Annotated in this window: 22 protein-coding genes; 7 read left to right on the top strand and 15 right to left on the bottom strand. The window is 52.7% G+C overall.

The genetic code is table 11. The features are described 5' to 3' along the window. Positions 1 to 65 precede the first annotated feature (65 nt). The 3 genes from ACUN8H_RS10560 to ACUN8H_RS10550 are packed head-to-tail and all read right to left on the bottom strand — an operon-like array spanning position 66 to position 4616. On the bottom strand, positions 66 to 2006 hold the full coding sequence (locus ACUN8H_RS10560; protein WP_445532085.1) for an asparagine synthetase B family protein: 1941 nt from the start codon (positions 2004 to 2006) through the stop codon (positions 66 to 68). Continuing rightward, positions 2003 to 3670, bottom strand: coding sequence for a cobaltochelatase CobT-related protein (locus tag ACUN8H_RS10555; RefSeq protein WP_445532084.1), 1668 nt, complete (start codon positions 3668 to 3670; stop codon positions 2003 to 2005). The genes ACUN8H_RS10560 and ACUN8H_RS10555 overlap by 4 nt, the downstream gene beginning before the upstream one ends. Before the next feature lie 10 nt (positions 3671 to 3680). Beyond that, positions 3681 to 4616: an AAA family ATPase gene (locus ACUN8H_RS10550; RefSeq protein ID WP_445532083.1), complete on the bottom strand. Its 936-nt coding sequence runs from the start codon at positions 4614 to 4616 to the stop codon at positions 3681 to 3683. Between the two features lie 415 nt (positions 4617 to 5031). Here ACUN8H_RS10550 and ACUN8H_RS10545 point away from each other — a divergent pair, with 415 nt between their 5' ends. From ACUN8H_RS10545 to ACUN8H_RS10535, 3 genes are read left to right on the top strand one after another with little or no spacing between them, the layout of a single operon-like run. Then, positions 5032 to 6234, top strand: coding sequence for a nucleotidyltransferase domain-containing protein (locus ACUN8H_RS10545; RefSeq protein WP_445532082.1), 1203 nt, complete (start codon positions 5032 to 5034; stop codon positions 6232 to 6234). A gap of 30 nt (positions 6235 to 6264) precedes the next feature. Continuing rightward, on the top strand, positions 6265 to 8085 hold the full coding sequence (locus ACUN8H_RS10540) for an ABC transporter ATP-binding protein (protein WP_445532081.1): 1821 nt from the start codon (positions 6265 to 6267) through the stop codon (positions 8083 to 8085). Further along, positions 8086 to 9447, top strand: a complete 1362-nt coding sequence (locus tag ACUN8H_RS10535; protein ID WP_445532080.1) for an O-antigen ligase family protein — start codon at positions 8086 to 8088, stop codon at positions 9445 to 9447. A 15-nt stretch (positions 9448 to 9462) separates the two neighbouring features. Here ACUN8H_RS10535 and ACUN8H_RS10530 read toward each other — a convergent pair whose 3' ends face one another. The 5 genes from ACUN8H_RS10530 to ACUN8H_RS10510 all read right to left on the bottom strand — a co-directional run bounded on the left by ACUN8H_RS10530 (position 9463) and on the right by ACUN8H_RS10510 (position 16094). Then, positions 9463 to 10971: a YifB family Mg chelatase-like AAA ATPase gene (locus ACUN8H_RS10530; RefSeq protein WP_445532079.1), complete on the bottom strand. Its 1509-nt coding sequence runs from the start codon at positions 10969 to 10971 to the stop codon at positions 9463 to 9465. A 110-nt stretch (positions 10972 to 11081) separates the two neighbouring features. Next, entirely contained in the window at positions 11082 to 11972 is an 891-nt protein-coding gene (locus ACUN8H_RS10525; RefSeq protein WP_445532078.1) for an ABC transporter substrate-binding protein, read from the bottom strand. 149 nt (positions 11973 to 12121) lie between these two features. Further along, on the bottom strand, positions 12122 to 14224 hold the full coding sequence (locus ACUN8H_RS10520) for a TonB-dependent siderophore receptor (protein WP_445532077.1): 2103 nt from the start codon (positions 14222 to 14224) through the stop codon (positions 12122 to 12124). 161 nt (positions 14225 to 14385) lie between these two features. Further along, a complete protein-coding gene (locus ACUN8H_RS10515; RefSeq protein ID WP_445532076.1) occupies positions 14386 to 15357 on the bottom strand; it encodes a helix-turn-helix transcriptional regulator in 972 nt (323 codons plus the stop codon). A 389-nt stretch (positions 15358 to 15746) separates the two neighbouring features. Further along, entirely contained in the window at positions 15747 to 16094 is a 348-nt protein-coding gene (locus ACUN8H_RS10510; RefSeq protein WP_445532075.1) for an accessory factor UbiK family protein, read from the bottom strand. A gap of 356 nt (positions 16095 to 16450) precedes the next feature. On the opposite strand from ACUN8H_RS10510, the gene ACUN8H_RS10505 reads away from it, so the two are divergent. The 3 genes from ACUN8H_RS10505 to glnK all read left to right on the top strand — a co-directional run bounded on the left by ACUN8H_RS10505 (position 16451) and on the right by glnK (position 18624). Then, complete coding sequence (locus ACUN8H_RS10505) at positions 16451 to 16789, top strand: P-II family nitrogen regulator (protein WP_007112359.1); 339 nt, start codon at positions 16451 to 16453, stop codon at positions 16787 to 16789. A gap of 78 nt (positions 16790 to 16867) precedes the next feature. Next, on the top strand, positions 16868 to 18115 hold the full coding sequence (locus ACUN8H_RS10500) for an ammonium transporter (RefSeq protein WP_290701708.1): 1248 nt from the start codon (positions 16868 to 16870) through the stop codon (positions 18113 to 18115). Between the two features lie 170 nt (positions 18116 to 18285). Next, positions 18286 to 18624: a P-II family nitrogen regulator gene (glnK, locus tag ACUN8H_RS10495; RefSeq protein ID WP_007112362.1), complete on the top strand. Its 339-nt coding sequence runs from the start codon at positions 18286 to 18288 to the stop codon at positions 18622 to 18624. A gap of 82 nt (positions 18625 to 18706) precedes the next feature. Here the strand turns inward: glnK and ACUN8H_RS10490 are convergent, their stop codons facing one another. Continuing rightward, positions 18707 to 19483 (bottom strand): ferredoxin--NADP reductase, encoded by a 777-nt coding sequence (locus ACUN8H_RS10490; protein ID WP_295710462.1) that lies wholly within the window; start codon positions 19481 to 19483, stop codon positions 18707 to 18709. 179 nt (positions 19484 to 19662) lie between these two features. Between ACUN8H_RS10490 and ACUN8H_RS10485 the strand changes: the two genes are divergently transcribed. Further along, entirely contained in the window at positions 19663 to 20589 is a 927-nt protein-coding gene (locus ACUN8H_RS10485; protein ID WP_445532074.1) for a LysR family transcriptional regulator, read from the top strand. A 4-nt stretch (positions 20590 to 20593) separates the two neighbouring features. Here the strand turns inward: ACUN8H_RS10485 and ACUN8H_RS10480 are convergent, their stop codons facing one another. The 6 genes from ACUN8H_RS10480 to phnD form a co-directional block, all read right to left on the bottom strand. Further along, positions 20594 to 22453, bottom strand: a complete 1860-nt coding sequence (locus ACUN8H_RS10480; RefSeq protein ID WP_445532073.1) for a methyl-accepting chemotaxis protein — start codon at positions 22451 to 22453, stop codon at positions 20594 to 20596. 123 nt (positions 22454 to 22576) lie between these two features. Further along, on the bottom strand, positions 22577 to 23008 hold the full coding sequence (locus tag ACUN8H_RS10475; RefSeq protein WP_445532072.1) for a host attachment protein: 432 nt from the start codon (positions 23006 to 23008) through the stop codon (positions 22577 to 22579). A 92-nt stretch (positions 23009 to 23100) separates the two neighbouring features. Then, on the bottom strand, positions 23101 to 23910 hold the full coding sequence (gene phnE, locus ACUN8H_RS10470; protein ID WP_445532071.1) for a phosphonate ABC transporter, permease protein PhnE: 810 nt from the start codon (positions 23908 to 23910) through the stop codon (positions 23101 to 23103). Continuing rightward, a complete protein-coding gene (phnE, locus tag ACUN8H_RS10465; protein WP_445532070.1) occupies positions 23904 to 24716 on the bottom strand; it encodes a phosphonate ABC transporter, permease protein PhnE in 813 nt (270 codons plus the stop codon). The genes phnE (ACUN8H_RS10470) and phnE (ACUN8H_RS10465) overlap by 7 nt, the downstream gene beginning before the upstream one ends. Then, complete coding sequence (phnC, locus tag ACUN8H_RS10460) at positions 24703 to 25500, bottom strand: phosphonate ABC transporter ATP-binding protein (protein WP_445532069.1); 798 nt, start codon at positions 25498 to 25500, stop codon at positions 24703 to 24705. Before phnC ends, phnE (ACUN8H_RS10465) begins: the two co-directional genes overlap by 14 nt. Positions 25501 to 25556: 56 nt before the next feature. Continuing rightward, complete coding sequence (phnD, locus tag ACUN8H_RS10455) at positions 25557 to 26549, bottom strand: phosphate/phosphite/phosphonate ABC transporter substrate-binding protein (RefSeq protein ID WP_445532068.1); 993 nt, start codon at positions 26547 to 26549, stop codon at positions 25557 to 25559. Between the last annotated feature and the right edge of the window lie 20 nt (positions 26550 to 26569).

Raw genomic sequence — 26569 nt, 5'->3', positions numbered from 1 at the left:
CACCACCACTATAGTAAGTTGTCTGTTACGCGTCTATTATAATCTGTTGCATTAGTTTACTCATTTTACTCATTTTGCTCGTCAGCATAGCGCACAAAGCGCCCCACCGATAAACCGCGTAGCATTTTTGTTCGATAGCGTAACTCGGCTTCCTTGCTGCCTAATGCACTATGAGAAGGCCATTCGTTTAATGATTTTTCCAGGTTTTCGATGTCAAGATAGTCGCCAGCGCTACCGTGTGCTTTAAGCTTTTCAAGCTCCTCACGAATTTGCGGCATTGCGTTATCCAACTGCTCGTACCAATCGGCTGACTGTAAGCCTCGGGTTTTGATATCAAGGATTTCTGGTGGAAGCACATCTTTCATGAGGCGCATGAGTAGCCATTTGAATTGTCCGCCTCCTACGTATTGAGATTCAGGTATAGCTAAGCAGAACTCAATCAAGCGCACATCGGCCGTGGGATCGCGCATCTCAATACCAAAGGTGTTCGCCAGGGCGTTGTAATCACCATTTTCCATCATATAGATCGACTGAATTCGTTGTTGGCGGCCTTGCCATGCGGGCTGGAAACTAGTATCAACGCCGGCTTGCTTCGCTCGCTGTTGTGTACCCAACTGTTTGGACCAGGCTGGGCTAATGGCCGAGTACTTTGTTAACGCCAGTACTCGACCACGTGCTGCTTCGCGCATCCGCCATATGACGTTGGGCCATAGGGGAGCCAGACATGGTCTCAATAAGTTTCGCCATTTAAGCTTTGGCTGATGCTGGATAAGCTCTTTGCATACCCTATAAAGTGTTATCCAGCGTCCTTTGCGTAGTAGCCATGCCAAGTAGGGGTAACCTTCATAGGAGATGCTGAAATTTCCCATGGAGCCCGTTAATAGTACTTTGATACCACGCTGATTGGCGTTCTTGCGAATCGCTATCCACCAGCCCATATTGCATATGTTAAAAGGAGGGCGATCTAGCAACTCAACCACTTCCTGCAGCTGATCAAGCGGCGTTGTATCGCCGGTACGTATCAACGTGTGCTCAATATTTTTAAACCGCTTTACCACTGCGCTAGCGCCCACTGACTCATCGGCGTGTCGTCCGCGAAGCACTGGTCCGTCGAACCCTTCCCGCGGCACGGCGGTAAAAGCGGTTAACGGTTGGTGGCGTTCGGCGAGCAGTTCAGCTGCGGTAGCTGTAACGGTAGAGCTGTCTAAACCTGAGCTAAGTTCAGCACCGATCGGGCCATTTGAGCGTAAGCGCCGACTAACCGCTTGATTGAGCTGCTCACGAAGGGCATCAACGTATGCCTCGTCGCTCTCAAGCTTGAGCTCATATTCGGGGTCAAAGCGATGATAAAAATGTGTATTGACTTGGCCGTTTTCAAAAACCGCTACTTGACCTGCTTCAATGCGATAAACATTTTCGTATAACGTTTCAGGCCCTGTCATCGGTATCAGGCATAAATAGTCGTGCAGCTGTTCCTCACTGATTGCTTTAGTCAGGCCGGGTATGGCAAACAGTGCCTTCGGCATTGTGGCAAACGCCAGCACGCTATCTTGTTGGTGCCAGTAAAGGGGGCGCATACCCAGAGGATCGCGGGCTAGCCATAGACGCTGGTATTGCGGCTCCCAGCATGCCAGTGCGAAATCACCCAGTAAGTGCTTCGGTGTCTCTGTGCCCCAGCGTAGACAGGCTTGATAAACCAACTCACTATCTGCCATCAAAGCCGCTTGGGGCGTCTCTATTTTGAGTTTTTCACACAGCTCTTCGCGGTTGTCTATCCGGCCATCAAACACCACAGCTAGCTTGTTAGCAGCGTGCCACAGGGGTTGTTGGTCAAGGCTATCTTCCGAAGTAATGCGTAACAAGGCGCGCGAGAGGCCGGCGTTTTGCTGGTGCCAGCTATGCTGAGCATCGCAACCATAGGGCGTCAACAGCGTTTGCATCCTTTGCAAGGTATCGCGATCAACGGCGCTAGCATCTAGATGTATAAGCCCTGCAATAGCGCTCATGATGATCCCTCATTGGTTTGTGCTGGCACAAGCAGGTCGCCCAGCTTTTCAAATAGCGTTTCTGCGACTGCTTCGGGGCTACGAACGGTGATGGCACTGTTATAAAAACGAGCCACATCTTGGCCAGTCCCAATCGCCGCTAAGCTGATGGGGCTTTTCTCAATATCATCAATGACCAAGCGTAGGTGGCGCTCCAAGAAATCACGACCGTTAGCGTGCGTAGTGGCTTTGTCGTAGGGGGCGCCATCCGATATGACGATCATGATTTTACGCGGCTGTGGTTGACGGCTGAGCCTGTTGGCCGCCCACTGGAGCGCCTCTCCATCAATATTTTCATGGCCAGGCATCTGGCGTAACAGTAAGCCCAGGTTCTGTTTGATTCGTCGCCATGGCTGTTCAGGGGTTTTGTAAATAATATGCTGAAGTGCGTTCAGGCGCCCTGGCTGTTCAGGCTTACCCAACTGTTGCCAGCGTTTAAATAGTGGGTTGTCGGCGGTGTAGCGGGTAGTGAAACCCAGTACTTCGCATCGGATCTTACAGTTTTCAAGTGTATGAACGGCGAGCTCAATAGCGGTAGCCGCCATTTGCCGACGCTTTATATCCATAGAGCCTGATTGATCGACTAATAGCGTTACGCAGGCTTCGGGCATAAGCGCTTCTTTTTCAATTCGAAATACGCGCTGGTTAGGTTTGTCGTCGAGTAACCTCGCTAAACGGCGATTATCTAACCGACCATCCTCCTGGTCGAATAACCAGCGCCGTTGACTGGCGGCTAATAAGCGCCGTTGCAGGCGATGAGCAAGCTGCTTGATACGCCGCTGGTCAAGTTGGTTAAGCTCTTTCAGCGCCTCTATATCACTAGGTTTTAGCCAGTAGTGGGCAGGCTGCACGGTATCCCATTGACGAGAGAAAACTGCATAATGCTGTTTTTGATCGTCTCGATCTGCGAGCTCGTCCGCTAAATCTGTTCCGGTTGGCGCCTCAATCGTTGGCTCATCCTCCTCTACCTCGCTTTGATCGTCTAACTCTTGTCGGGTGCTGATTGGCGGTGGCGGTGGCGAGGGTAGAGAGGGTGCATAAAAGCGCGCGAGTTGCTGAACAATGGGCAGCACACAAGAAGCGAACGCACTGCTTTCATTGATGTGGTGAGAAGCTGTCTCCAAAGATTTCTTTAGCTCATCATCGCTAAGCAGCGGCGTTGAGGGGGCGGCGGACTGCTGTCCTTTAATCTGGCGAAGTGCCCGTTTTAATAAGCTTTCGTGCGCATGCCGTGACGGCGCGGCCAGCAAAATTTTGTCATCAACTGCCAATCCTAAAAAAATAAGGCGGGCAGCCTGATAAAGCGCGGCCATGTCTTTATTGGCGGGTGCCGTAGCGACAGGATTCGCTAAATTGTGTGCTATTCCAGGTAATTCATGGATAGCCAGAGTTTCCACACGGGCGCGCTCAAGTAGGCTGTACCAGCACTGTTCGCTGTCGGTAAATTTCGCTTGCTGCTTTGCATCATGCCAGCGACGCCAAGCAGCAAGCGCATCTGCTGCTCCACGATGTTTAAGCGAAGCGGGCTGAGTGCTTGCTAAAAGGGAGGGAGTGACCCGCCCAGAAGAGTAAGTGCGCGTCCACGCCTCTAAAAGTGCTTGCTCATGACTGGTGCGCAACGACATTAATTGGCCCTCATATCAGCTCAACATCGAAACAGCGTTGATAGATCTCAGAAACCAAAGAGCGTTCTACTTCATCGCAGCGATTGAAAAAGCTCAATCGCATCGCTTCATGGGGGTCATCCAGCAAAAGACTGTTCTCACCCCAGGCTATTAACGTGCGTAATGATATAAGGGTCGTGATATCACCTTGTGCAAACGCTTGGCGAAGAAGGCCAGCGCAGGTAACCATACGTTGAACTTGTTCAGGGGGTAGCTCACTGAGCTTTCTTTGCAGCAGCTCTGTTTCGGCTTTGGCCGTCATATAGCCAAGCTCGGTGGTGACGTGCCAACGGTCAAGCTGGGCTTGGTTGAGTGCCTGAGTGCCGACGTAAAGCCCTGTCGCATCCCCCTGGCCCGCGGTGTTCGCCGTCGCAAACAGTCGGAAAGAGGGGTGAGGAGTAATGACCTGGTTTTGGTCAAGTAGGGTTAATTTGCCCTGTGTTTCTAGCACGCGCTGAATCACAAACATCACGTCAGGGCGGCCAGCATCGTACTCATCAAGAATCAGTGCGATGGGGCGCTGCATGGCCCACACCAACATGCCGGGCACAAATTCAGTGACTTGTTTGCCGTCACGAATAACCACCATATCGCGGCCTATCAGGTCGGCCCGGGTGATATGGCCATCCAAGTTAATGCGAATGCAGGGCCAATTTAGATGAGCAGCGACCTGTTCAATATGTGACGACTTACCGCTGCCATGTGGGCCATATACATAGACGCGCCGATTTTGCGCAAAGCCCATCAAAATGGCCCGCGTTGCACTCTCAACAAAATGAAAGTGAGGATCTTTTATTGGTACATGTTCTTCAGCCATTGAAAAATAGGGAATTTCCCATGGCATGTGCACGTTAAATACATCCTTGGCACTGCAAAATGAATCTGGTTGAAGCGTCGAGATCGTCATAGCGTCGATTCGTCATCCTTTATATGTTCTGATCACCTAGCGAACGCTGTTCAGCGGATAAAATTGGCCATGAACAGCCTCCATCTGGGCGATGATGAAGCCTAGCTTATTGAAATGTTAATTCTGTTTACATAAGGTAACATTAAATGTAAAGATAATAGTTAAATTTGATGAGTTGTCGCACCATACATATAATGATATCTATGCAAACTTGCAGCATCATCGCCTCATTTTTGTTAGGTTGTGCCTGTAAAGTTATGATTTACAGGGACAAAATAACATCATCTTAGGCGGTTATCCGCACAGTATAGGTCTTGATTGGTTTACAAATTGTCTGGTTCAAGCGTCCTTATGTGATGTCGATAAGCGTTTATGAACCGGCGGCTACTTCCCACGCCAGGAATAACCTAAGAAAATGGATGAGCGTATGATGCCTGACTGTCCTGTCCAACACATGGCGGATCCTAACTTTCAGCTACTGTTATTGTTATCGCGGCAAAATTTGAGTCAAGAACAGATTCAGGTGGCCAGCGAACTCATTCCGCTCGTGCATGACTGGGAAGGGTTTACTTATCAGGCATCGGAGCGTTTTGTATTACCTGTTGTGCATGGGCATCTTAGCCGGTGGTGGAAAGATCAAATCCCACCTCCCTATCTGGATGTCATGAAGCTCTATTCATTACGTGCCTTACAGCATAATTTGAATATTACATCGGAATTTAAAAATATTGTAAGGGATGTGCTATCGCCGTTAGGCATACCGCACCTCTGTTTCAAAGGGCCCACCCTAGCCTTTCAGTTCTATAATGAACCTGCACAACGTCTATGTCGGGACGTGGATATCCTGGTTTCAAAAAATGATCTGCCGCGTATTTTGCAATATGCATTGAACAACGGTTATCAACCCCATGATCCACAACAATTGGCATCTGATGCGGAAAGTGTTGCCTTTGTGGCTAATCACCAGAAAGTTATTACGCTGCTCTCGCCACGCAATGTTGCTGTGGAGTTTCATACCAAGATCGATAACACCGGATCAGTGTTTGATGCAGCGCAAATGATAGGCAAGCGACAACCTATCACCATTAACACTGTTGATACCTTCGTGATGCCTGTCAGCGAGCTGTTTGTTTATCTATGCTGGCACCATACCAAGCATTACTGGTCTCGGTTGCATTGGTTAGTTGATATTACGGCGATGCAAGCTCACAAAGATTTTAATATCGAAGAGGTAATGGCGTGTGCCGAGCGGCATGCATTAGTCAGTACGGTGCGGTCATGTTTGGAAATGGTGGACTTTTTCAGTGCGCCCACCGTAAATGATATAGAGAATTTAACCCCCAATACCCGTGAATTGGTGCGCACCGCTATATTGGCAATGCATGGTGATATTGAGTTCGAACACTCCTTGAGCCGCAAAAAGCCAACACCTGATTTCTCCTTTGCTTGGCAAACCAACAGTACTCATATTTGGCAATGGCGATTAACAGGTTGGACGCGCATTTTTCGGCCTACCTACGAAAACTATGCCGCTTGGCCCCTGGCCCCGCGTTGGCAGTGGCTTTATTGCTGCATCCGCCCTTTTCATGAAACATATTCGCGTTTAGCTCAAAAATGAAACAATTAATCAATAGGGCGGGCTAGCTGTATGACTTCAGTTAATAAGCTTTTTGCATCTTTTTCTTCGTTGATGCGTATTTTGTCTATTTCTTGGAAAAGTAGTCGAAAATGGACTTTGCTGAGTACTCTATTCATAGCACTTGAAATCATTTCTGGGCTTGGAGTGCTTTACCTTTTAAAGCAAATGGTAGATGTAGTCACTAACGTGCTTGCTGAGCCGACGGCCGCAGACAATGTGGGTGATGTCTTACACTACGTCATGCTCACGGGGATGGGGACCCTCGCCTATGTAGTGGCAAGAGCATTGGCTGGATTTGCGCGCGAAACTCAAGGGATGCTGGTCGCGGACTATGTCGATAACATGGTTCAAGAGACGGCAATCAGCGTCGACCTTGCGTTTTATGAGAGCCCGCTTTATCACGATACGCTGGAACGCGCCCGCCAGTCTGGAAGCCAGCGACCGGCCCAAGTGGCCAGCAACTTAATGCTATTAGGTAAAAACGTCTTAATGCTGGCGGCTATCGTTGTGATGATTGCCACCATTAATTGGCTTTTATTACCGATAATTCTATTTGCCATCGTTCCTGCGTTAATTGCGAGAATCTACTTTACTCGTATACTTTATGATTGGCAGCGTAGAAGGACTCAAATGGAGCGTCGTGCAGGGTATCTAGATTGGCTAATGACTTCGGATATTCATGCAAAAGAGCTTCGCTTAAATCAATTAGGCAATTTTTTAAGAATTAAATATAAAAATATCCGCGACGAAATTCGAGGTGAAAAGCTCGCTATTAGCCGCAAGCGTACCATGGTGGAATCCATTGTTGCGGCAGTGGCATCAATGATTTTTTTCACATCGCTTGGTTACTTGGCTTGGAATACCGCTCAAGGACAAAATAGCGTTGGCGAATTGGTGCTGTTTCTATTGATTTTTCAGCGTGCTCAAACCATGGGGCAAGAGCTTGTTCAGCAGCTTTCCAAACTCTATGAAGACCATTTGTATATGGGTATGCTGTTCGAATTCATGGATATGCAGCATACCGTACCAAGATCAACCCAGCCTGTTAAGATAGAACATTCTGAAAAAGCTAATTTAAAATTAGAGAATGTATGCTTTGCCTATCCGGGTACCCATAGAAATGTTATCAAAAATGTTAATATGGAGATTAAGCCAGGCCAGATTGTGGCGCTAGTAGGGGCTAACGGCTCTGGTAAGACATCGCTGATTAAATTAATGACTCGCTTGTATGATCCCACTGAAGGGCATATTAAAGTTAACGGTATTGATGCCCAAAACTGTGATATTGATGAGTATCGACAGCTATTTAGCGTGATATTTCAGGACTATTCGCATTACGCGGAATCTGTTCACGAAAATATTCGCTTTGGCCATATTAACGGGAGCGATGCGGAGCATTCTGTGCCTTGGGCAGCGGAAAATGCAGGTGCTGCTGCCTTTATCGAAGAACTAGATGACAAGTACGATACCATGCTGACTCGGCTCTTCGACAATGGCAAAGAGCTTAGCGTCGGTCAGTGGCAAAAAATTGCCCTCGCCCGCGCCTTCATGCTTAAGTCAAATATCGTGATACTTGACGAACCGACCAGCGCGATGGACCCTGTTGCGGAATCGGAACTGTTTGAAAACTTCCGAGAGCGTATTAGCCACCGTTCGGCATTGGTTATTAGTCATCGACTATCAACTATTCGCTTAGCCGATTATATCTATGTGATGGACGATGGGGAGATCAAAGAGGCTGGTACCCATGAAACGCTCTTTGAGCTGGGTGGCATCTATCATGACTTGTTCAGTCGTCAGGCTAAATATTATCAACATGACCTCACTTAAATGAAAAATATGTATTCTATCCAAGATACAAGAGTAGGTAAGGCTGTTTCATTACTCAATGGCTTTATTGTTTTGGGTTTTTTTGCAACACTGATTTCGATTCCTCAGGCTCATTGGTGGTTTGGATTGTCGGCGCTTTTGGTTTCAGTAGCAGCCTGTGCTGTGATGGTTGCTTATAATAAATGTTCGTTTGGATTAACTAACGACGATTATAAGCTAGTTGCTGTCTTAGTTTTTTTTGGTAGCATATGGTGGTTAAGCGTACTTACTGATGGAAGCCTTCCCCTAATAGTTGATGCTGGCTTTAGGCATCTTTACTTTTGGCCGTTTGTAGCGGCATTTTTTTTAATAGTGTTACGTGTTTTTACTCCTGCACCTGATTGGTTCTGGTTAGGTGTATGTTTTGGTGGGGCAAGTGCTGGCCTGATTGCTATCTACGAGAGAGCTTTCATTGGTTTAAGTAGAGCGGATAACGGCATTAACGCCATCCCCTTTGGTAATTTATCGCTTTTGATGGGCGCGCTTTCTTTAGTGGCTTGTATTTACTATATTCAAAAACGTCCAAAATTTCATTACGGTTTAATTTCGTTTGCTATGTGTGGTGCTTTCTTGGGGTTGTTAGCCTCTTTGCTATCCGGTACACGGGGCGGTTGGGTAGCTATACCTTTCCTGGCGGCATTGCTATTTTCAGCAACCAATAATTTAATAAAGCCCAAAACTCGTAATATTTCGATTGTAATAATGGTTTTATTCGTAGTCGCTATTATTGCCTACCCTTCCTCTGGGATTTGGTTACGCATAGTGGCTATATTTGATGATATCTACCAATATTTTATTAACAATAATGCTGATACATCGTTAGGCACACGGTTTGAGCTTTGGCGTGCAGGTTGGAGCATGTTTATCGAAAATCCTATTATGGGTGTCGGTGAGTCTGGGGTGCAAGATAATTTGCCATCTTTGGTAGCAAGGGAAATAGCGTTTGAAAGAGGTAGTGTTTTACCTCAGTTACATAGTGATATTATCGATACGCTAGCCCGTCGAGGCTTATTAGGTGCTACTAGTTTATTGTTAGTGTATATAGTGTTTGCCTCGACATTTGCCAAAAAAGCGCTAAAGACGAATGATGAAGTGAATGTAAAACTTTTAGCGGTTAGTGGAATGATGGTCATCATTGCCTTTTTCGATTTTGGCCTTTCGCAATCCATGTTTAGAGACTTAAGAGCGTTTAGCGGGTTTTTAGGCTTTAGTGTCGCCATATGGGGCTGTTTGGGGCATCAGTTACAGGCCCAATCGATACCCTCAACGTCCCTGTCCGCAAAACCAACATCCATAAGTTTATCATCGCCCAAGCCGATGTAGTCCTAACTTTATACGTTAACCCCCCTTCAACATCCGATCCAACTGCCGGTAACCAATCGCTTCAATAAGGTGTGGCTGGGTGGGCTTGGGTTCGCCCTGAAGGTCGGCAAGGGTCAGGGCTACGCGCAGTACGCGGTGATAGGCGCGGGCGGAGAGCTTGAGCTTTTCGAGCACGCCCGCCAGCCAGGCGCGCTCTTCATCGTTAAGTGCGCAGGCGGCTTCCAGGGCTTTGCCGCTAAGTTGGCTGTTGAGCGCCCCGCGGGCCATTTGGCGTTCTCGGGCGGCCATCACCCGCTCACGCACGGCTTCCGATGATTCGCCCTGGGTTTGGGCAGTGAGCTGTTCTGGCGGTAGTGCGGGGACTTCAACTTGTAGATCAATGCGATCCAGCAGTGGCCCGGAAAGCCGAGCCTGATAACGCTGGATTTGGCTGGCGGTACACTGGCAGCGTTGGCGTGGGTCACCCAAGTGGCCGCAGGGGCAGGGGTTCATGGCCGCGACGAGCTGAAATTGAGCCGGGTAGCGGCGTTCATGGCTGGCGCGGGCTAAATGAATGGTGCCTGTTTCGAGCGGCTGGCGGAGTACTTCTAATACATGGCGTGAAAACTCGGGCAGCTCATCCAAAAAAAGCACACCGTGGTGAGCGAGTGATATTTCGCCGGGCTTGGGTTTCGAGCCGCCGCCGACCAGGGCTGCAGCGCTGGCGCTGTGATGGGGTTGGCGGAATGGCCTTTTGCCCCAGTCGGCTTCTAGCGCTAGGCCGCAGACCGAGCGAACTGCGGCGACTTCCAGTGCATCCTCTTCAGAAAGCGGCGGCAGAATACCCGGCAGGCGACTGGCTAGCATGGTTTTACCGGTGCCGGGCGGGCCTGCGAATAACAGGTTATGTCCACCGGCGGCAGCGACTTCCAGCGCACGGCGCGCCTGCTGCTGGCCGCGCACATCGGCAAGGTCATCCACCGGGGCGGTGGTTTTCACAGAGGCGCTGAGCTTGTGCGGGGGAATCTTCTCTTGATCGAGCAAGTGCGCCACGACCTGCCAAAGCGTGTCGGCAGGTAGCACCGGCAGATTACCTGCCAATGCCGCTTCGTCAGCACAGTCGCGGGGAATAATCAGCGCTTTTTTAGCTCGTCGCGTGGCCAAGGCAAAAGGCAGTATGCCCGGCACGGCGCGCAGCTTTCCGTCCAAGGCCAGCTCGCTCGCGCACTCCATGCCTTCCAGTGCTTCCACCGGAATTTGCCCAGAGGCGGCGAGAATGCCCAGAGCAATGGGAAGATCGAAGCGACCACCCTCTTTAGGCAGATCAGCAGGGGCAAGGTTTAACGTAATACGTCGCGTATTGGGGAAATCAAAGCCCGCGTTCACTAAGGCGCTGCGTACACGCTCGCGGCTCTCTTTAACGGCGGTTTCGGGTAAGCCCACGAGTGTCAGGCCGGGTAAGCCATTAGCCAGGTGCACTTCAACATGCACCGCGGGTGCGTCTAAACCTACGCCTGCGCGCGTGGCGACAATGGCTAATGTCATTGCATTTCCTCGCTGATGATTGGGGCCAACGTTACGCTTATATTATCTAAGCCTGCTTTACCGTTATGGCTAAACTACCTTAGTTAAGCCCACTTTGGTAGTGCTCGGCGTTACTCCTCTTTAGGCTGCTCGCTGTCTGCTGCAGCGTCTTCCAACACCGCGGTCAGTTCCAGGGCAAAGCGTTGGGCGGAGGGAAGCGCGCCAAAGCTCCATACCGGCGGTAGGCGCAGCAGCCGATTGTTTTTAACACTGAGAAGATGCTGCCATAGGCCACTTTCGGCCAGCTTCTCTTCGACTCCGGCGGGCAGCGGGTCGATGATTACGATCATCGCCTCTGGATAGCGTGCCAGCGCTTCAACCCCTACCAGCGCAAACCCCCAAGCGTTGGTGGGCTGATCCCAGGCATTAGGAATGTCGAGCTGCTCAAGAACGGCGTTGTAGAGGCTGTTATCGCCAAAGACACGCACATGGCGGGCATCCATAAACTGCACCATCAGCAGCGGTGCGGTGTCAGGTTGGGAGCGGCGCAAACGGCCCATCAGGGCGTTTGTTTCTTCAATGAGCGCTTCTGCCTGTGTTTGGCGCTCGGTTAGCTCGCCTAATTGGCGAGTCAGGGTTTGCATCTCCTCCCAGGTGTCGGTGCCGGGGGAGTAGAGCGAGAACGAGGTGACCGGCGCAATGCGTTCCAGGCGTGGCGTTAAGCCTGCAAACATGGGGGAAATCAGCGTTTGCGCTGGCGGTACTTGAGCCAGCAGCTCTAAATTGGGCTGGGTGCGCAGGCCCATATCGCTGACGCTCTCGGGGATGCGGGGCTCGCCCACCCAGTCGTGGTACTCGTCCTGTTGGGCAACGCTGCTAACAGGAGCATTAATGGCCATGAGTGTTTCAGCGATGGTCCAATCGACCGTCGCCCACTGCGCCTGGGCAGTAGAGAAGGCCAGGAGGCAAACGGTGAACAGCCCGCAGCGTGCGAGTAAAGATAGCGGGGTGGCGTGGCGCATGGTTGAAAAAGGCTATCCAGAAAAATAAGAGATGTATTTAAACGATAATATTTATTGTTTGCAAACCTGATTTCAGAAAGCAAACTGCCCTGGCGTGGTGGCCTGGGCAGATGTGCCTACGATTACTTAGCAGTGCTGAAAACGAAAGCTCAGAAACGATAGTGGACACTAGCCGTCACGCCCCGCTCGGCGCCAAAGTAGCAATACTCCAGGGAGTTGCAGGAAGCCACGTACTCTTTATCCAGCAGATTGCTCACATTTAAACGTGCCTCAACGCCTTCCGCGCCGAGTTGGCTGAAGTCGTAACCAACGGTGGCATCGACCAGGGTGTAGTTGGGTACGCTTTCGGTGTTAGCCCGGTCAGCCGCGATATCCGCGTAGTGACGCACGCCAACCCCTATATCCACGCCGTTTAGCCAATCTTTGTTGCCCTCGTAGTGGCCCCATAGCTGAACCTGGTGTCGGGGTGAGTAAATCGCGTTATTGCCCTGGTTACCGTCGTCGCTTTTGGCGTAGGTAATGTCGGTGAAGCTGTACCCAGCCTGTAGCGAAAGAGTGTCGCTCAGCCGTGTTTGGGCTTCCAGTTCCAGTCCTTGGGATTCGATTTCACCCACGGCCCGGTAAGGGTCAGTGGGCTGCTCTTTGGTGGCCACGTTTTCCTGGCTGATGTGGAACAGAGCCGCGCTGTACTGGCTGGCGCTACCGTTAGGCTGGAATTTGACGCCGGTTTCCCACTGTTCGCCTTCCATGGGTTGAAGCAGATCGCCGCTTTCATCTACGAAACTGGTGGGGGTGAAGGCGGTGGAGTAGCTCAGATAGGGCGCCACGCCGTTATCAAATAGGTAGACCACCCCGGCGCGGCCACTGAACTGGGTATCGCTGAGCGAGCTGGTATCCCCGCTATCGCGGTTGGTATTGTCGATATTCACCCAGTCGTAGCGGCCACCCAGGGTGAAGCGCCAGTTATCGAGGGCGATTTGGTCTTGCAGATAAACGCCGGTTTGGTCGATTTCATGGCGTTCCCGCACCGGGGCGTAAAACTCGATGGGTTCGCTGCCATACGCAGGATTAAAGGCATTGATCGACGGAAAATACCCGGATGGCCAAGAGACATCGTTTTCACGCTGCTGGTAATCCACCCCGAACAGCAGCGTATGCTCCATGAAGCCGCTACTAATGTTGGCTTCTAACTGGTTATCGAGCGTCCAGGCGTCTAGGGACTCATTGCTGCCGGAGTAGTAGCGGGTGAGCTCATCAGACGTGGGCGAGACCCAGCCAAAACCGTAGACCTGATTGAGCACCACGTCTGAATTGAGGTAGCGCATTAGTTGGCGGCCGGTCACCTGTTCGTTGAAGCGGTGCTCCAGGGCGTAGCCGACCATGCGCTGGGTGCGCTCGTAGGCGTCGTAATCCGCTTCCCCATCAAAGAAGTTGTTGCTGATTTTGCGGCCATTGCGAGCGACCACGGCCCCCTCAAACGGTACGCCGGAGTGGTAGCCGCCTTCGGGTTCATCCTGCAGGTAAGCTTCTATGGTCAAGCTGGTATCGTCGGTCATGTCCCAGGCGAGCCGGGGCGCAATGGCGTAACGCTCCTCTTCTGCCGGGCCAAACTGGGTATCCGCGGCGTTGGCGATACCGGTTAGGCGGAAGGCCACCCGCTGCTCTGCGCCAAGCGGCCCGGTGAGGTCAAAAGCGGCGCTGCGTTGGTGGTTATTGCCTACCCGAAAGCGCAGCTCACCACCCTGTTCAAATTCGGGCCGCTTACTGTTCAGGGCCACAACGCCGCCTGGGGAGGCGCGGCCGTAGAGTACCGAGGCGGGCCCACGTACCTCTTCAATACTTTCTAAGAACCAAGGGTCGATGCGCATGCTGCTATGGGAGTTGGCATCCCCCATGATCTTCAAGCCATCTAAGAAGGTGTTGCTCAAGCTACCGTCCGAAAAACCGCGCAGTACGAGATAATCAAAGCGGTTGGAAGCGCCGATTTGGTTGCTATAAACGCCGGGCGTGTAGTCGGTGGCTCGCTGAACGGTGCTGACACCGCGCTTATCCATCTGTTCGCGCGTAATGGTTGAGACGCTTTGAGGTGTTTCGATAAACGGCGTCTCGACTTTGGTAGCGGCCTGCTGGGCGGTCACCGTGACGGTACCCAGAGTGGTGTTCTCCTGTGCATGAAGCGGTGATGCCGACAGGGTCGCGATAACAGCGGCACTAAGTGGAGAGCGTAGGAAGCGATGATGGATAACGGCCATGAGTGATACCTGCAATAAGAAGCAATGAACTAAACGTGTTAATGAGAATTATTGCTCTTTATTGCGGTGGATAGGTATGCGTAATGACAAGGAGGCTATGCCTGATGCCAAAACGTGTCTGGCTAAGGAACTCACTGCTAAAAAAACAAGTGAATGGTTTTTTAATAGCGTTTGAACACGTCGTGGGGCGCCATCCCAAAAGCGCGCTTGAAAGCGGTGGCAAAATTAGTGGCGTGGCCATAACCGCTCGCATGGGCAGCCTGCTGCACGCTATAACCACGCTGTAAATCGCGGTACGCCTGGGTTAAGCGGCATTGGCGCAAATGTTCGAACAGTGAGTAACCGTAATAGGCGCGAAACTTCTGACGCAGGCTGCTAGGGCTCATGGCTACATCACGGGCCAAGCCATCTAAGCAGTAATTCTTCATCGGTTGATCGGTAATCTGCTGGTGAAGCTTCGCCAGACAGTCGCGGTCTCGCGGGGTTAAACGTGTTTCACAGTGATAGGAGGTAGGACGTGCTGCCAGCAGCGATAACGGGTCAGCGGGCAAGCCATGGCCGAGTAGCTGTAGCGCTAGCCCTTGCCACACCAAGGGTTGACGGCAAGCGCTTGTCGGCTGGTCGATGTTGGCGCGCAGGGCCAGAAGCAGTGCTTCAGGTAGCCGCCAGCGATGCAACAGCGGTGCGGCGGGGGATAGCGGAAGCCCATGGGGTTCCGTTGCGAGTACCGCAAGATTCACCGTGCGCAGGCGCGCTTGGGCGGGCTGATAGACCGTGAGCGAATGCTGAGGACTGAAGTGCGCGCACAGCCCATCGCCTGCCGTGAGGACAAAGCATTCAGAACCCACCGTGGCGGTGATATGACCTTCGACCACGACACTAATGAACCAGGGCACTGACTGGCGGGACGTTGACCAGTAGCTACGCTCCACCTGCAGGTCAGAGAGCGTTAGATGTAACGACGGGGATAGACTGACATCGTGAACGCTGCCATGGGCGACGGGCACGACGTTTGCGCACATTCCCTCAATTCGGTAATCAATGCCGAAGCGCAATCCCAACTGTTCCAATGACTGCGATGTCAGGGTATGTGTTATTTGGCCGGTAGGTTGGTGCGCAGCGAGTGTGTTCATACGGTCATGGCGCTTTCGTTTAAATGATCTGCATCAATTTGGCGCATCACTACGCAAGGCAACGCTTTCCAATGCAGAAAACGGCGCTGGCATAAGACACTTAGCAGCGCTGCCGACACTGGCGTGATCTATCTTGGTGCTTACACACGGCTTTTTTTGATGAGCTCGCCCTTGTCACCATTGCCGTCAAGCCAATGGCACATGCAGTAGGCTGCCAGATAAGGAAGGTAACATTGACTGACAAAATGTCAATGATATTGATTCGTATTTATTTTCTCGACAAGGTCATACAACGAATATAGCGGGTTAACCGAGCGGCAAAGATCGGCAATAAGCGCCATGGCGCTATTGCCGATTTCCTCCGACGAAATAACTGAGCTGAATAGCGGTTATCCGTTAGGACGGTTGTCCTTTTTCGCGTCGTCACTGTCGGGCTCTGGGGTCGGCACCGGCGGTACTTCTGCTTCCAAGGGGGTGGCGGTTGCCGCTGCGGAAGCTTCAACGGTGGCCTCTAGGTTTGCCACTTGGCGTTCAAGGGCCTCTACCCGTGAACGCGTGCGCTGCAGTACATCCATCAAAATATCGAAATCTTCTCTGGAAACAAGCTCAAGGCGATCAAAGGCGCCACGCACGACCTGCTGCACGCCTTTTTGGATATCTTCCGGTGCCTGAGAGGCGTTCTGTAGACGGTCGCCAATTTGCTGGGCCAGTCGGCTGATGCGGTCTTGAGGCGCCATAGCTGCTCTCTCCTTAATCACGTATTAAATGAATCACTAAAAACGGCATACCGGTAAGGATACGCAACAGTTGGCGAATTCGCATGCGCCGAATGGATTTACTGCTTAGCGAGTGATTTGCATCGAAATAGAGCAGCCAACATTTGCTTGCGCTCTTTTTTGGTGCAATAGCCGTGATGAGAGAATGGGTTGAACGGGATTTAGCGCTCTATTGGACTTTTGTTTCGCTCTAATTTACTGATTTTTAAAATAAAAAAATCAGCTGGCACAGTATGCGCATTATCGGTTCAGGTGCTTATTCTGGCGGCAGTGCCGCTACCAATCTAGCAGGACTTATCCAGCAGGGGAGATCCGGGATGAAACTCATCACCGCTATCATCAAGCCATTCAAGCTCGACGACGTTCGTGAGGCACTCGCCGACAACGGTGTTCAGGGCATTACGGTGACCGAAGTGAAAGGCTTTGGCCGTCAGAAAGGGCATACCGAGCTGTACCGTGGCGCCGAATACGTCGTCGACTTTCTGCCCAAGGTAAAAGTAGAAGTGGCCGTCGACGATGCACGTTTAGAAAGCGTGCTGGACGCCATCTGCAGTGCAGCCAACAGCGGCAAAATTGGTGACGGCAAGGTGTTTGTTACGCCGCTGGAAGACGTGATTCGTATCCGCACCGGTGAGCGCGGCGCTGACGCCGTATAACGGACGCCACGCGAACAGGGCTGCAGAACAGAGCCGTCTTTTGCGAATAACTTCTCATAGAATAACGGGGAACACCTCATGAATGAGTTAGCTGATTTGAGCTACGCGCTCGATACGTTCTATTTTCTAATTTGCGGCGTGCTGGTGATGTGGATGGCCGCAGGCTTCTCCATGTTGGAAGCGGGCCTGGTACGCTCCAAAAACACCGCTGAAATTCTGACCAAAAATATCGCGCTGTTTGCAATTGCCTGCACCATGTACCTGCTGGTGGGCTACTACATCATGTACTCCAGTAGCGCGGGCGGCTTCCTGCCTAACCTGGGTTTCCTGATTGGTGCTGAAAACAGCGTTGATGCAGTGACCGCAGGCGGCGATGACGCCCCTTACTACTCCATGCGTTCTGACTTCTTCTTCCAGGTCGTGTTTGTTGCCACCGCGATGTCGATCGTGTCGGGTGCCGTGGCCGAGCGCATGAAGCTGTGGGCATTCCTGGCCTTTGCGGTGGTAATGACTGCGTTTATTTACCCGGTGTCTGGTTACTGGACCTGGGGCGGCGGTTGGTTGTCTGAAGTGGGTTACTCTGACTACGCAGGCTCAGGCATTGTGCACCTTGCCGGTGCAGCTGCGGCGCTAGCAGGCGTCATCGTGCTAGGCCCACGTAAAGGCAAATACGGTAAAGATGGTTCTATTCACGCGATTCCCGGTGCCAACATGCCGCTGGCAACGCTGGGTACCTTCATCCTGTGGATGGGCTGGTTCGGCTTTAACGGTGGCTCCGAACTCAAGCTGGCGGCTGTCGATTCTGCTAACAACGTGGCGCAAGTGTTTGTAAATACTAACGCTGCAGCAGCAGGTGGTGTTATTGCGGCGCTGATCCTGGCCAAACTGTGGTTCCGTAAAGCCGATCTGACCATGGCACTGAACGGTGCGCTGGCAGGCCTGGTCGCGATTACCGCTGATCCGCTCTCTCCGACCGCACTGGGCGCCACGATTATTGGTGCAGTGGGCGGCATCATTGTCGTCGCGGCTATCGTGACCCTCGATAAGGTGAAACTGGATGATCCGGTGGGTGCGATTTCGGTGCACGGTGTTGTCGGTATCTGGGGTGTGCTGGCGGTACCGCTGACTAACGATGGTGCGTCATTCGGTGCTCAGATTATTGGTATCGCGGGTATCTTCGGTTGGGTGTTCCTGGCAAGCCTGGTGGTGTGGTTGATCCTGAAAGCCATCATGGGTATCCGGGTCAGCGAAGAAGAAGAGTATGAAGGCGTTGATATCGCTGAATGTGGTCTCGAGGCCTACCCAGAATTTGGTATTAAGAAATAAGTAATGACTACCCATTGAGCTGGTGTGCTCCTTATAGCCTCCCCTAAAGTGGGAGGCTTTTTTATTCTCTGTCGATAGCGGTGTATGCTGGTGAGCAGCGGTTATTGGTTGCGATGCTAGCAACCGTTCAACTCAACCCCATCACGGCCACCCAGTTAGAGGATATGGTAATGAAATTGATCACAGCTATTATCAAGCCGTTCAAGCTTGACGATGTGCGCGAGTCGCTCTCCGACATCGGTGTACAGGGTATTACGGTGACGGAAGTGAAAGGCTTTGGGCGCCAGAAAGGGCATACCGAGCTGTATCGTGGCGCTGAGTATGTGGTGGACTTTCTACCCAAGGTGAAGCTGGAAGTCGCTGTGGACGACGACATGGCCGAGCAGGTGATTGATGCGATCACCCAGGTCGCGAATACAGGGAAAATCGGCGATGGCAAAATCTTTGTGATGCCGTTAGAGCAGGTGATCCGTATCCGTACCGGCGAAACCGGTAAAGACGCCGTTTAAAGGCGCCAGCATACAAAACCCCCGCTAGCCGGTTTATATCCTCAAACCGATTGGCGGGGGTTTTTAATGACCAGCGGTTAACTTATTTTTCGACGAAAGCGCGTTCAATCACGTAGTCCCCCGGTTCACCCATGCGTGGTGAAATGTTGAGTCCCAGCTCATCAAGCAGCGCGCTAGTGTCGTCCAGCATGGCGGGGCTACCGCAGATCATGGCACGATCCTGGCGTGGGTCGATGGGCGGCAGGCCGGTATCTTCGAACAGCTTGCCGGTACGGATATGGTCGGTCAGGCGGCCCATGGTGTGGAACTCTTCACGGGTAACGGTGGGGTAGTAGACCAGCTTTTCAGCGATATCTTCACCCAGGTACTCGTGTGCAGGCAGCTCTTTTGTGATGAAGTCGGCATAGGCCAGTTCAGAAACTTCACGGACACCGTGTACCAGCACGATTTTCTCGTAGCGCTCGTAAACGTCGGGGTCCTGAATCAAGCTCATAAACGGCGCCAAGCCGGTGCCGGTAGAAAGCATATATAGGTTACGGCCAGGTAGTAGGTCATCGGTGACCAGCGTGCCGGTTGGCTTGCGGCTGACCATGATCTGATCGCCCACTTTCAAATGCTGAAGGCGAGAGGTCAGCGGGCCGTCGGGCACCTTTATGCTGAAAAATTCAAGGTGGTCTTCATAGTTGGGGCTGGCAATCGAGTAAGCGCGCATCAGCGGTTTACCATTTACTTCCAGACCGATCATCACGAACTGACCGGTTTTGAAGCGCAGGCTGCGCTCGCGGGTGGTGCGAAAGCTAAACAGGGTGTCATTCCAGTGATGAACACTAAGCACTTCTTCCAGAGCAAACTTACTCATGCCGCTTCTCCCTTAGCCGATGCGGACACGCTACTGCATCGGGTATATTCTTAAAAAGAATAAAAATGATTAAATAAGTTGCCAGCAAGTCTAAGCAAAGGGTGGTATATCTGTTAAGCGAATTATATTGATATCGGTTATCTGAAAAATAGATATAGATCAAATAAAGGTCAGACTTTATGCACTACACCCTGCGGCAGTTGGAAGTCTTCGTGGCGGTTGCCCAGCATGAGAGCGTCTCTCACGCAGCGCGGGCGCTGGCCATGTCTCAATCAGCGACCAGCACGGCGCTTGCGGAGCTTGAGCGGCAGTTCGATTGCCAACTGTTGGACCGCATCGGCAAACGCTTAAAGCTCAATGCGTTGGGTTTTCAGCTGTTGCCCAAAGCGGTGGCGCTGCTTGATCGTGGTGAAGAGATCGAAGAGCTTCTTAGAGGCCAGAAAGGGGTTGGCTCGCTGGATGTAGGGGCAACGCTGACCATTGGTAACTACCTCGCCACGCTGCTGATCAGCGACTTTATGCAGCGCCACCCCGGCAGCCGGGTGCGCTTAGCGGTGCGCAACACCCGCCATATTATCGAAGGGGTGCGCCAACACTCGCTGGATTTAGGGCTGATCGAAGGGCAGTGCGACGATGAGATGATCATCAGTCAGCCCTGGGTCGAAGATGAGCTGTGCGTGTTCTGCTCGCCGCGCCATCCACTAGCCGGCCGAGAACATCTCGAATTGGAGCAACTGCTGCGTGAGGATTGGATCATGCGTGAAGAGGGCTCGGGCACGCGTATGACGCTAGAGCACGCCGCACGTCACCGGCGCAGCCGGTTCAATACCCTGCTGGAGCTTGAACACACCGAAGGCATTAAACGTGCGGTAGAGTCGGGGCTGGGGATTGGCTGTGTTTCACGCCTAGCCCTACGCGATGCCTTCCGGCGTGGCAGCTTGGTGCCGCTGCCCACGCCGGAGTTGGATTTAAAACGGCAATTCACCTTTATCTGGCATCGCCACAAGTACCTCACCACCGGCATACGTGAGTTCCTGCGGCTATGCCGTGAAATGACCGCCGGGGCGAAGCGAAGCGACGATATTCCGTTACCGCCGATTCCTTAATCACTCAATATGCTGGCAACGCTTTAGTCGAGTTTGATGTCAGGGGAGCCGCCGGGTGTTGAGAGAGTTTAAAACTGCTGATCGTACCTGCCAGATGGTCGGCCTGCTCTTTCAACTGCTCGGCGGCGGTGGTGGACTCTTCCACCATAGCGGCATTCTCTTGCGTCATACGATCCAGTTCGGCAACCGCGATATTAACCTGATTGATGCCGTCGCTCTGCTCGCTGGTGGCCGCATTGATTTCTTCCAACACTTCGGTAACACGAGTAATGTGCGCCACAATATCCTGCATGGTGGCCCCGGCATTACGGACTAATGTGGTGCCGTTGTTCACCTTGCTTTGTGAATCTTCGATCAGTTTTTGGATATCGTTGGCTGCTTCGCTGCTGCGTCCCGCCAGCCTACGGACCTCATCGGCTACCACCGCAAAACCGCGACCATGCTCACCAGCACGAGCCGCTTCCACCGAGGCATTAAGTGCCAGCAGGTTCGTCTGGAACGAAATGCTGTTCATTAACGTGACGATATTACCGATCTTATCCGATGCTTGGGTAATATCTTCCATGGTAGTCACAACATTCGCGACGACCTTCCCGCCTTCGTTGGCTACCTCTGAAGCGGTTTGAGAAAGCTTGTTGGCTTCCTGTGCCGAGGCGGCGGTATGCTGCACAGTACTGGTGATTTCCTCGATCGATGCGGAGGTTTGCTGCAGGCTAGCGGCCGCGTTGTCGGTACGGCGCGATAAATCCTGTCCACCCATGGCGATTTCGTTAGCCGCATGGTGCACGGAGTCACTACTAGAGCGGACGTCAATCAACACGGTGTCCATTTTGATTACAAAGCGGTTGAATGCTTTGGCTATCTGAGCAACCTCATCGTTGCCCTCTTCCGGCAACCGCCGGGTTAAGTCACCCTCTCCTGAGGCGATGTTGTTCATCGCGTCGCGTGCAACGAGCAAACGGCGCAGCAGAACAGTAAGCAGAAGGCCAAATAAGACCGCGGTGATGGCACCGACGATCAATAGTGTCACTACTGAGGTAGTGGCGATGGCTCGCAGGCCAGCGGTGGCTTCTGCTTCATCCATGGCAACGACTAACTGCCAGCCGCTGTCACCACCAACATGGCTGCCCATGAGTAGCTTATCGCTATTCTGCAGCGACAGTGCTTGGGGTGCATCTGCTTGAGTGATTTGGTCAAGACGGGCATGGGTCAGGTCATCGCTCAACCGCGTGGAAGGTTCAAGCGTTAATTGCGCATCGGGGTGGGCAACCAGGGTACCGTCGTCAGTGGTGAGAAAGGCAAAGCTTGACTCTGTGGGGGCGATACCACTGACGATCTCAATAACATCAGTGATCGCAATATCCGACCCGATGACGGCGGCCAGCTCCCCATTACGATAAAAAGGGCGTGCAAAGGTAACAATCAACCCGCCTGATTGAGCATCTACATAAGGTGCCGTGATAACCGTATCCTGCGCCTCACTCGCGCCTTTGTACCAGGGCCGCTGACGAGGATCGTAATCACTAGGGGGCTGCCATCCGTCGGAAAAAATAGCCTCTGACGTCGAGGGGTAGGCAATGTAGGTACTCATGAAATTGCCTGAAGCCGCTAGTTGGCGCAGCGCGGCAAGCGGATCATCGCTGTTAACCGCATCTTCCATGCTGGAAAGCATCGTATAACGTGCGCTAAACCACTCGTTGATAGCTTGTGTATTACCTTTAACCACTGCGCTAAGGTTGTGCGTTATCTGCTGGCTATTGTGGTGTTTGACGGTGATATAACTGGCAATTCCGTTAATCACCAGGGCAAGCGTAATAGCCACTAGCGCGGCTAAGAGAATACGGGCACGGAGGGTGGAAAGCATGGTCGTTCTCTGCATCGAAGTGTATGTCAGTACCCGGAAGGGCACCGTTTATAAAGGCTTCTAAGCTATCGGCGAGAACGACCACTCCTTTAGGCTAATAACGACGTTAGAAGGCTAAGCTTACTAACGTAAATCGCTGACGGCCGTTTGTATTTCGGCCAGCGAGGCTTTACTTAGATCTTTCGAGAGCGAGTGAATCACCAGCTTCTGTGTCGGGCCATCAAGCTTATCGCGCAATAGACCCAGAAACTTAGGGGGAGCGACCATGATGAGCTTCTCCAGGCTGTTCTTGACCCGCGCAGTGTAAAGGTGCTGCGCAACCTCTTTGGCAAACAGCTCATTTTCGTGCTGCGAGGCAACGTTTTCTTCTCCAGAAGAGCGTGACGTTGAAGAGGTCGACTCATGCACATCGGCGCCGCGGCGATCCGTAATCAAGTCGCCTTCATGAAGTCTGCCTGCTGCGTGTACCAGGCTTTCCTGTTCGGCAAGATTAAGCGAATCACGGGTAAAAATACGCGCGCGAGCGGCGTCGGCTACCACGATATAAGTTGTCATCGCTGTGCATACTCCTTGTCGTTGATGATGCTTTAAACATGGCAAGCGTTTGGCGCTAGGTCAAACGCTTGCCATGGCTTAAAAAGAGAAACCTACAGCACTCTGCTTCGCAGGATACTGGTAATGGCTTCGCCAATTAGCACCAGCACGATAATGGCAATCAAAATGGTCGCCACGGTAGGCCAGGCAAAGGTATCTATCGCTCCTTGTAAAATGACCCCAATTCCCCCTGCGCCTACCAGCCCCAGCACCGTCGATTCACGAATATTGATATCCCAACGCAGAATCACGATAGCAAAAAAAGCGGGCATGACCTGCGGCACGATCGCGTAGGCAATGACTTTGGCTTTGGAAGCCCCGGTGGCTTCCATGGCTTCTACCGGGCGCCGGTCAATCTCTTCGATGGCCTCGCCCATTAATTTGCCGATAAAGCCAATGGAGCGAAACACGATGGCGAGGATCCCGGCTAGCACGCCAGGGCCAAAAATGGCCACGAATAGCAGCGCCCAGATAATCGTGTTCACCGAACGGCTGGAGACTAGAATAAAGCGCCCCAGCCACAAACAAGCGCGGTTTGGCGTGGTGTTCTGGGCGGCAATGTAGGCCACCGGTAAGGCCAAAAAGATCGTTAAGAAAGTGGCCAGGGTGGCAATATGTACCGTCTCGATAAGCGCCGCGATAATACCGTTTAAGCCAGCGGCACTGGGAGGCCACATGCGCCCCCCAAGCGCAGAAATTTGATTGGGCGCATCCCACACCCAGGGCCAGAAAATATCGATGTCGCGTACCGCCCAGACCACCACCATCAAGGTGGCAAAGAGAACGGCATAGCGGATAAGGCGCTGCTTGCGGTCGTAGCGTTGCCAAACGCGGTCGGCAAGCTGCTGTGCATGATCTACCATATTTTTTTCCTTACCCAGCCGCTGACCCCTTCGCTGAGCAAAATGACCGCGATGATGATAAGCAAAATCGCAAAGGCGAAATCGTAGTCATAGCGACCAAAGGCGTTCATTAGCGTGCCGCCAATGCCCCCCGCGCCGACAATGCCCACTACCGCCGAGGCGCGCAGATTGCTGTCTAACTGGTACATGGAAAGGCCGACCTGGCGGGGCAGTATCTGCGGAAAAACCGCGTAAAACAGAATCGCCAAATAGCCCGCTCCCGCGGCTTTCATCGCCTCTACCTGCCCCCAGCTAATCTCCTCGATCTCTTCGGCAAGCAGCTTGCCGACAAAACCAATTGAATAGAGCGTGAGGGTAAGAATACCCGCCAGTGGACCAAAACCGACGGCGGCGACGAACAGAATGGCCACGATGACCGGATGGAAGCTTCGCGAGACGATAATCACTGCCCGGCCAATCACATAGATCGGCATTGGGGCGATATTACGCGCCGCCATCACGGCAAAGGGTATCGACAGCAGAACGCCCAGCAGTGTGGCCAGGATAGCGATTTGAAAGCTCTCCTTAAAACCCGTTAGCAGGAGCTCGTAGCGCTCTAAATTGGGCGGGAAGCCGCCACTAAAAATACGCGCGGCGCGGGGCACACCTTCGGAGATACGCGCCCAGTTAAACGGCAGCGAGCCAAACGCCCACACCAAATAGACCACGGCGACGATGATCAACCCATAGCGCAGCAGCGGATTGGCGATAAACGGCGGCTTTTTCCAGGTGCGTGGTGAGGCAGGTGTAGCGTCAGGCGGAATCATGGGCGCTCGCCTCCGCTGGGTTCTCGGTGATAGCGTCATCGGGCGCTTCAATGCCGCCGTAGATGGCGTCTAACGCGTCTTTATTGAAGTCGGCAGGCAGGCCATCAAAAATCATCTTGCCGTGACGAAGGCCGACAATGCGTTCGGTATAGGTTTTCGCTTGGGCAACGTTGTGGATATTGATCAGCACCGGCAGCGACAGCTCGCTGGCTAGGCTTTGCAGCAGGATCATGATTTGCTCGGAGGTGCGCGGGTCGAGAGAGGCGGTGGGTTCATCGGCCAATAGCACTTCAGGTTCCTGCATCAGTGCGCGCACCACACCGACCCGCTGACGCTCGCCACCGGAGAGCTCATCCGCGCGCTTGTTAGCGTAATGCGCGATGCCCACCCGCTCCATCAGCACAAACGCGCGCTCAATATCCGCTTGCGGGTAGCGGCGCGAAATCGCCTGGTAGAGATTGACGTAGCCCAGGCGCCCGGCCAGCACGTTCTCCATCACGGTCAAACGATCCAGCAAATTAAAGCCCTGGAACACCATGCCGATTTTGCGGCGCGCTCGTCGCAAGTCAGCGCCTTTAAGGTTCACCAGCTCATTGCCGTTGAGTTTGATTGAGCCGGAGGTTGGCTCGACTAGACGATTAATACATCTCAGTAGGGTGCTTTTACCCGCACCCGAGGCGCCTACGATAGAAACAACGCTGTTTCCCTCTACCCTGAGATCCAGCCCTTTCAGCACGGCTTCATCGTGGCCATATCGTTTGACCAGATTAGTAATTTCCAGCATGTGTCCGCTTCCATCGTCGAGACAATAACCGCACCGCCGACGGCGGTGCGTTACGTTTACTCTTCCAGGTTGTCTGGCGTATAGCTCACATCATTGGCCGCCTGAATGGTGCGGATCACCTTCCAGTTATCTTGGTAGTTAATGGGAATGAATTTCTCGACGCCTTCAAACTCCTCGCCTAGCTCGGTGCCAACAAAATCAAAGCTGAAAAAGGCTTCTTCGATTTTTTCGACCAGATCGGGGTGCAGGTTATAGGCGTAGTTATAAGATGTAGTGGGGAAGCGGTCAGACTCAAAAATCAGCCGCACGTCCTCTTCATCGTAGAGGCCACGGGCGGCCATTCGCTCGACCACTTCAGAAGCGACCGGGGCGGCGTCATAGTCTTGGGCCACCACGCCCAGCATCGACTGATCGTGGCTACCCGAGTAGACCACTTCGTAATCTTCATCGGGTGTAATGCCGAGTTCAGGCAGCAGGGCGCGCGGGGCTAAGTTGCCCGAGTTGGAGGTGGGTGAGGTGTGGGCGACGCGCTTGCCTTTAAGATCCTCAACCTCATGAATATCCGAGTCGACATGGGTAAATAGTTGCAGGGTGTAACCAAACTGGCCGCTATCAGAGCCCATCAACGCAAACGGCACGGCACCCGCCAAGTTCACCGCAAACGGCGTGGGACCGGTCGAGAACCCGGCGATATGCAGCCTTCCGCTGCGCATGGCTTCCACTTGCGCCGCGTTGGACTGCACTGCGAAGAAGCGCACATCCCGTTCGGTGACTTCAGCCAAATGATCGATAAACGGCTGCCAGATATCCGAATAAATGGCCGGGTCTTCTACCGGGGTATAGGCAAAGATCAGCGTATCGGGATTAACCCACTCAGATTCGTCAGACGGACGATCAGCGACCATATTGCCATCCTCGTCGCAATAAATGGCGTCCAAGTCGCCACGTTCACACTCAGCGAAAGCAGGCGTTGTGAGCAGGGCGAGCGGTAGAAGTGATGCGGCGGTAAGCATCGCAAGCGGGCGCTTGCGGAAGAGCGAAGTTGCCATGGTATGCCTCGTTTGTACGG

Source organism: Vreelandella sp. V005 (assembly GCF_052645115.1).
Note: the sequence above shows the minus strand (reverse complement) of the source record. Positions and strands in the feature narration are given on the sequence as shown.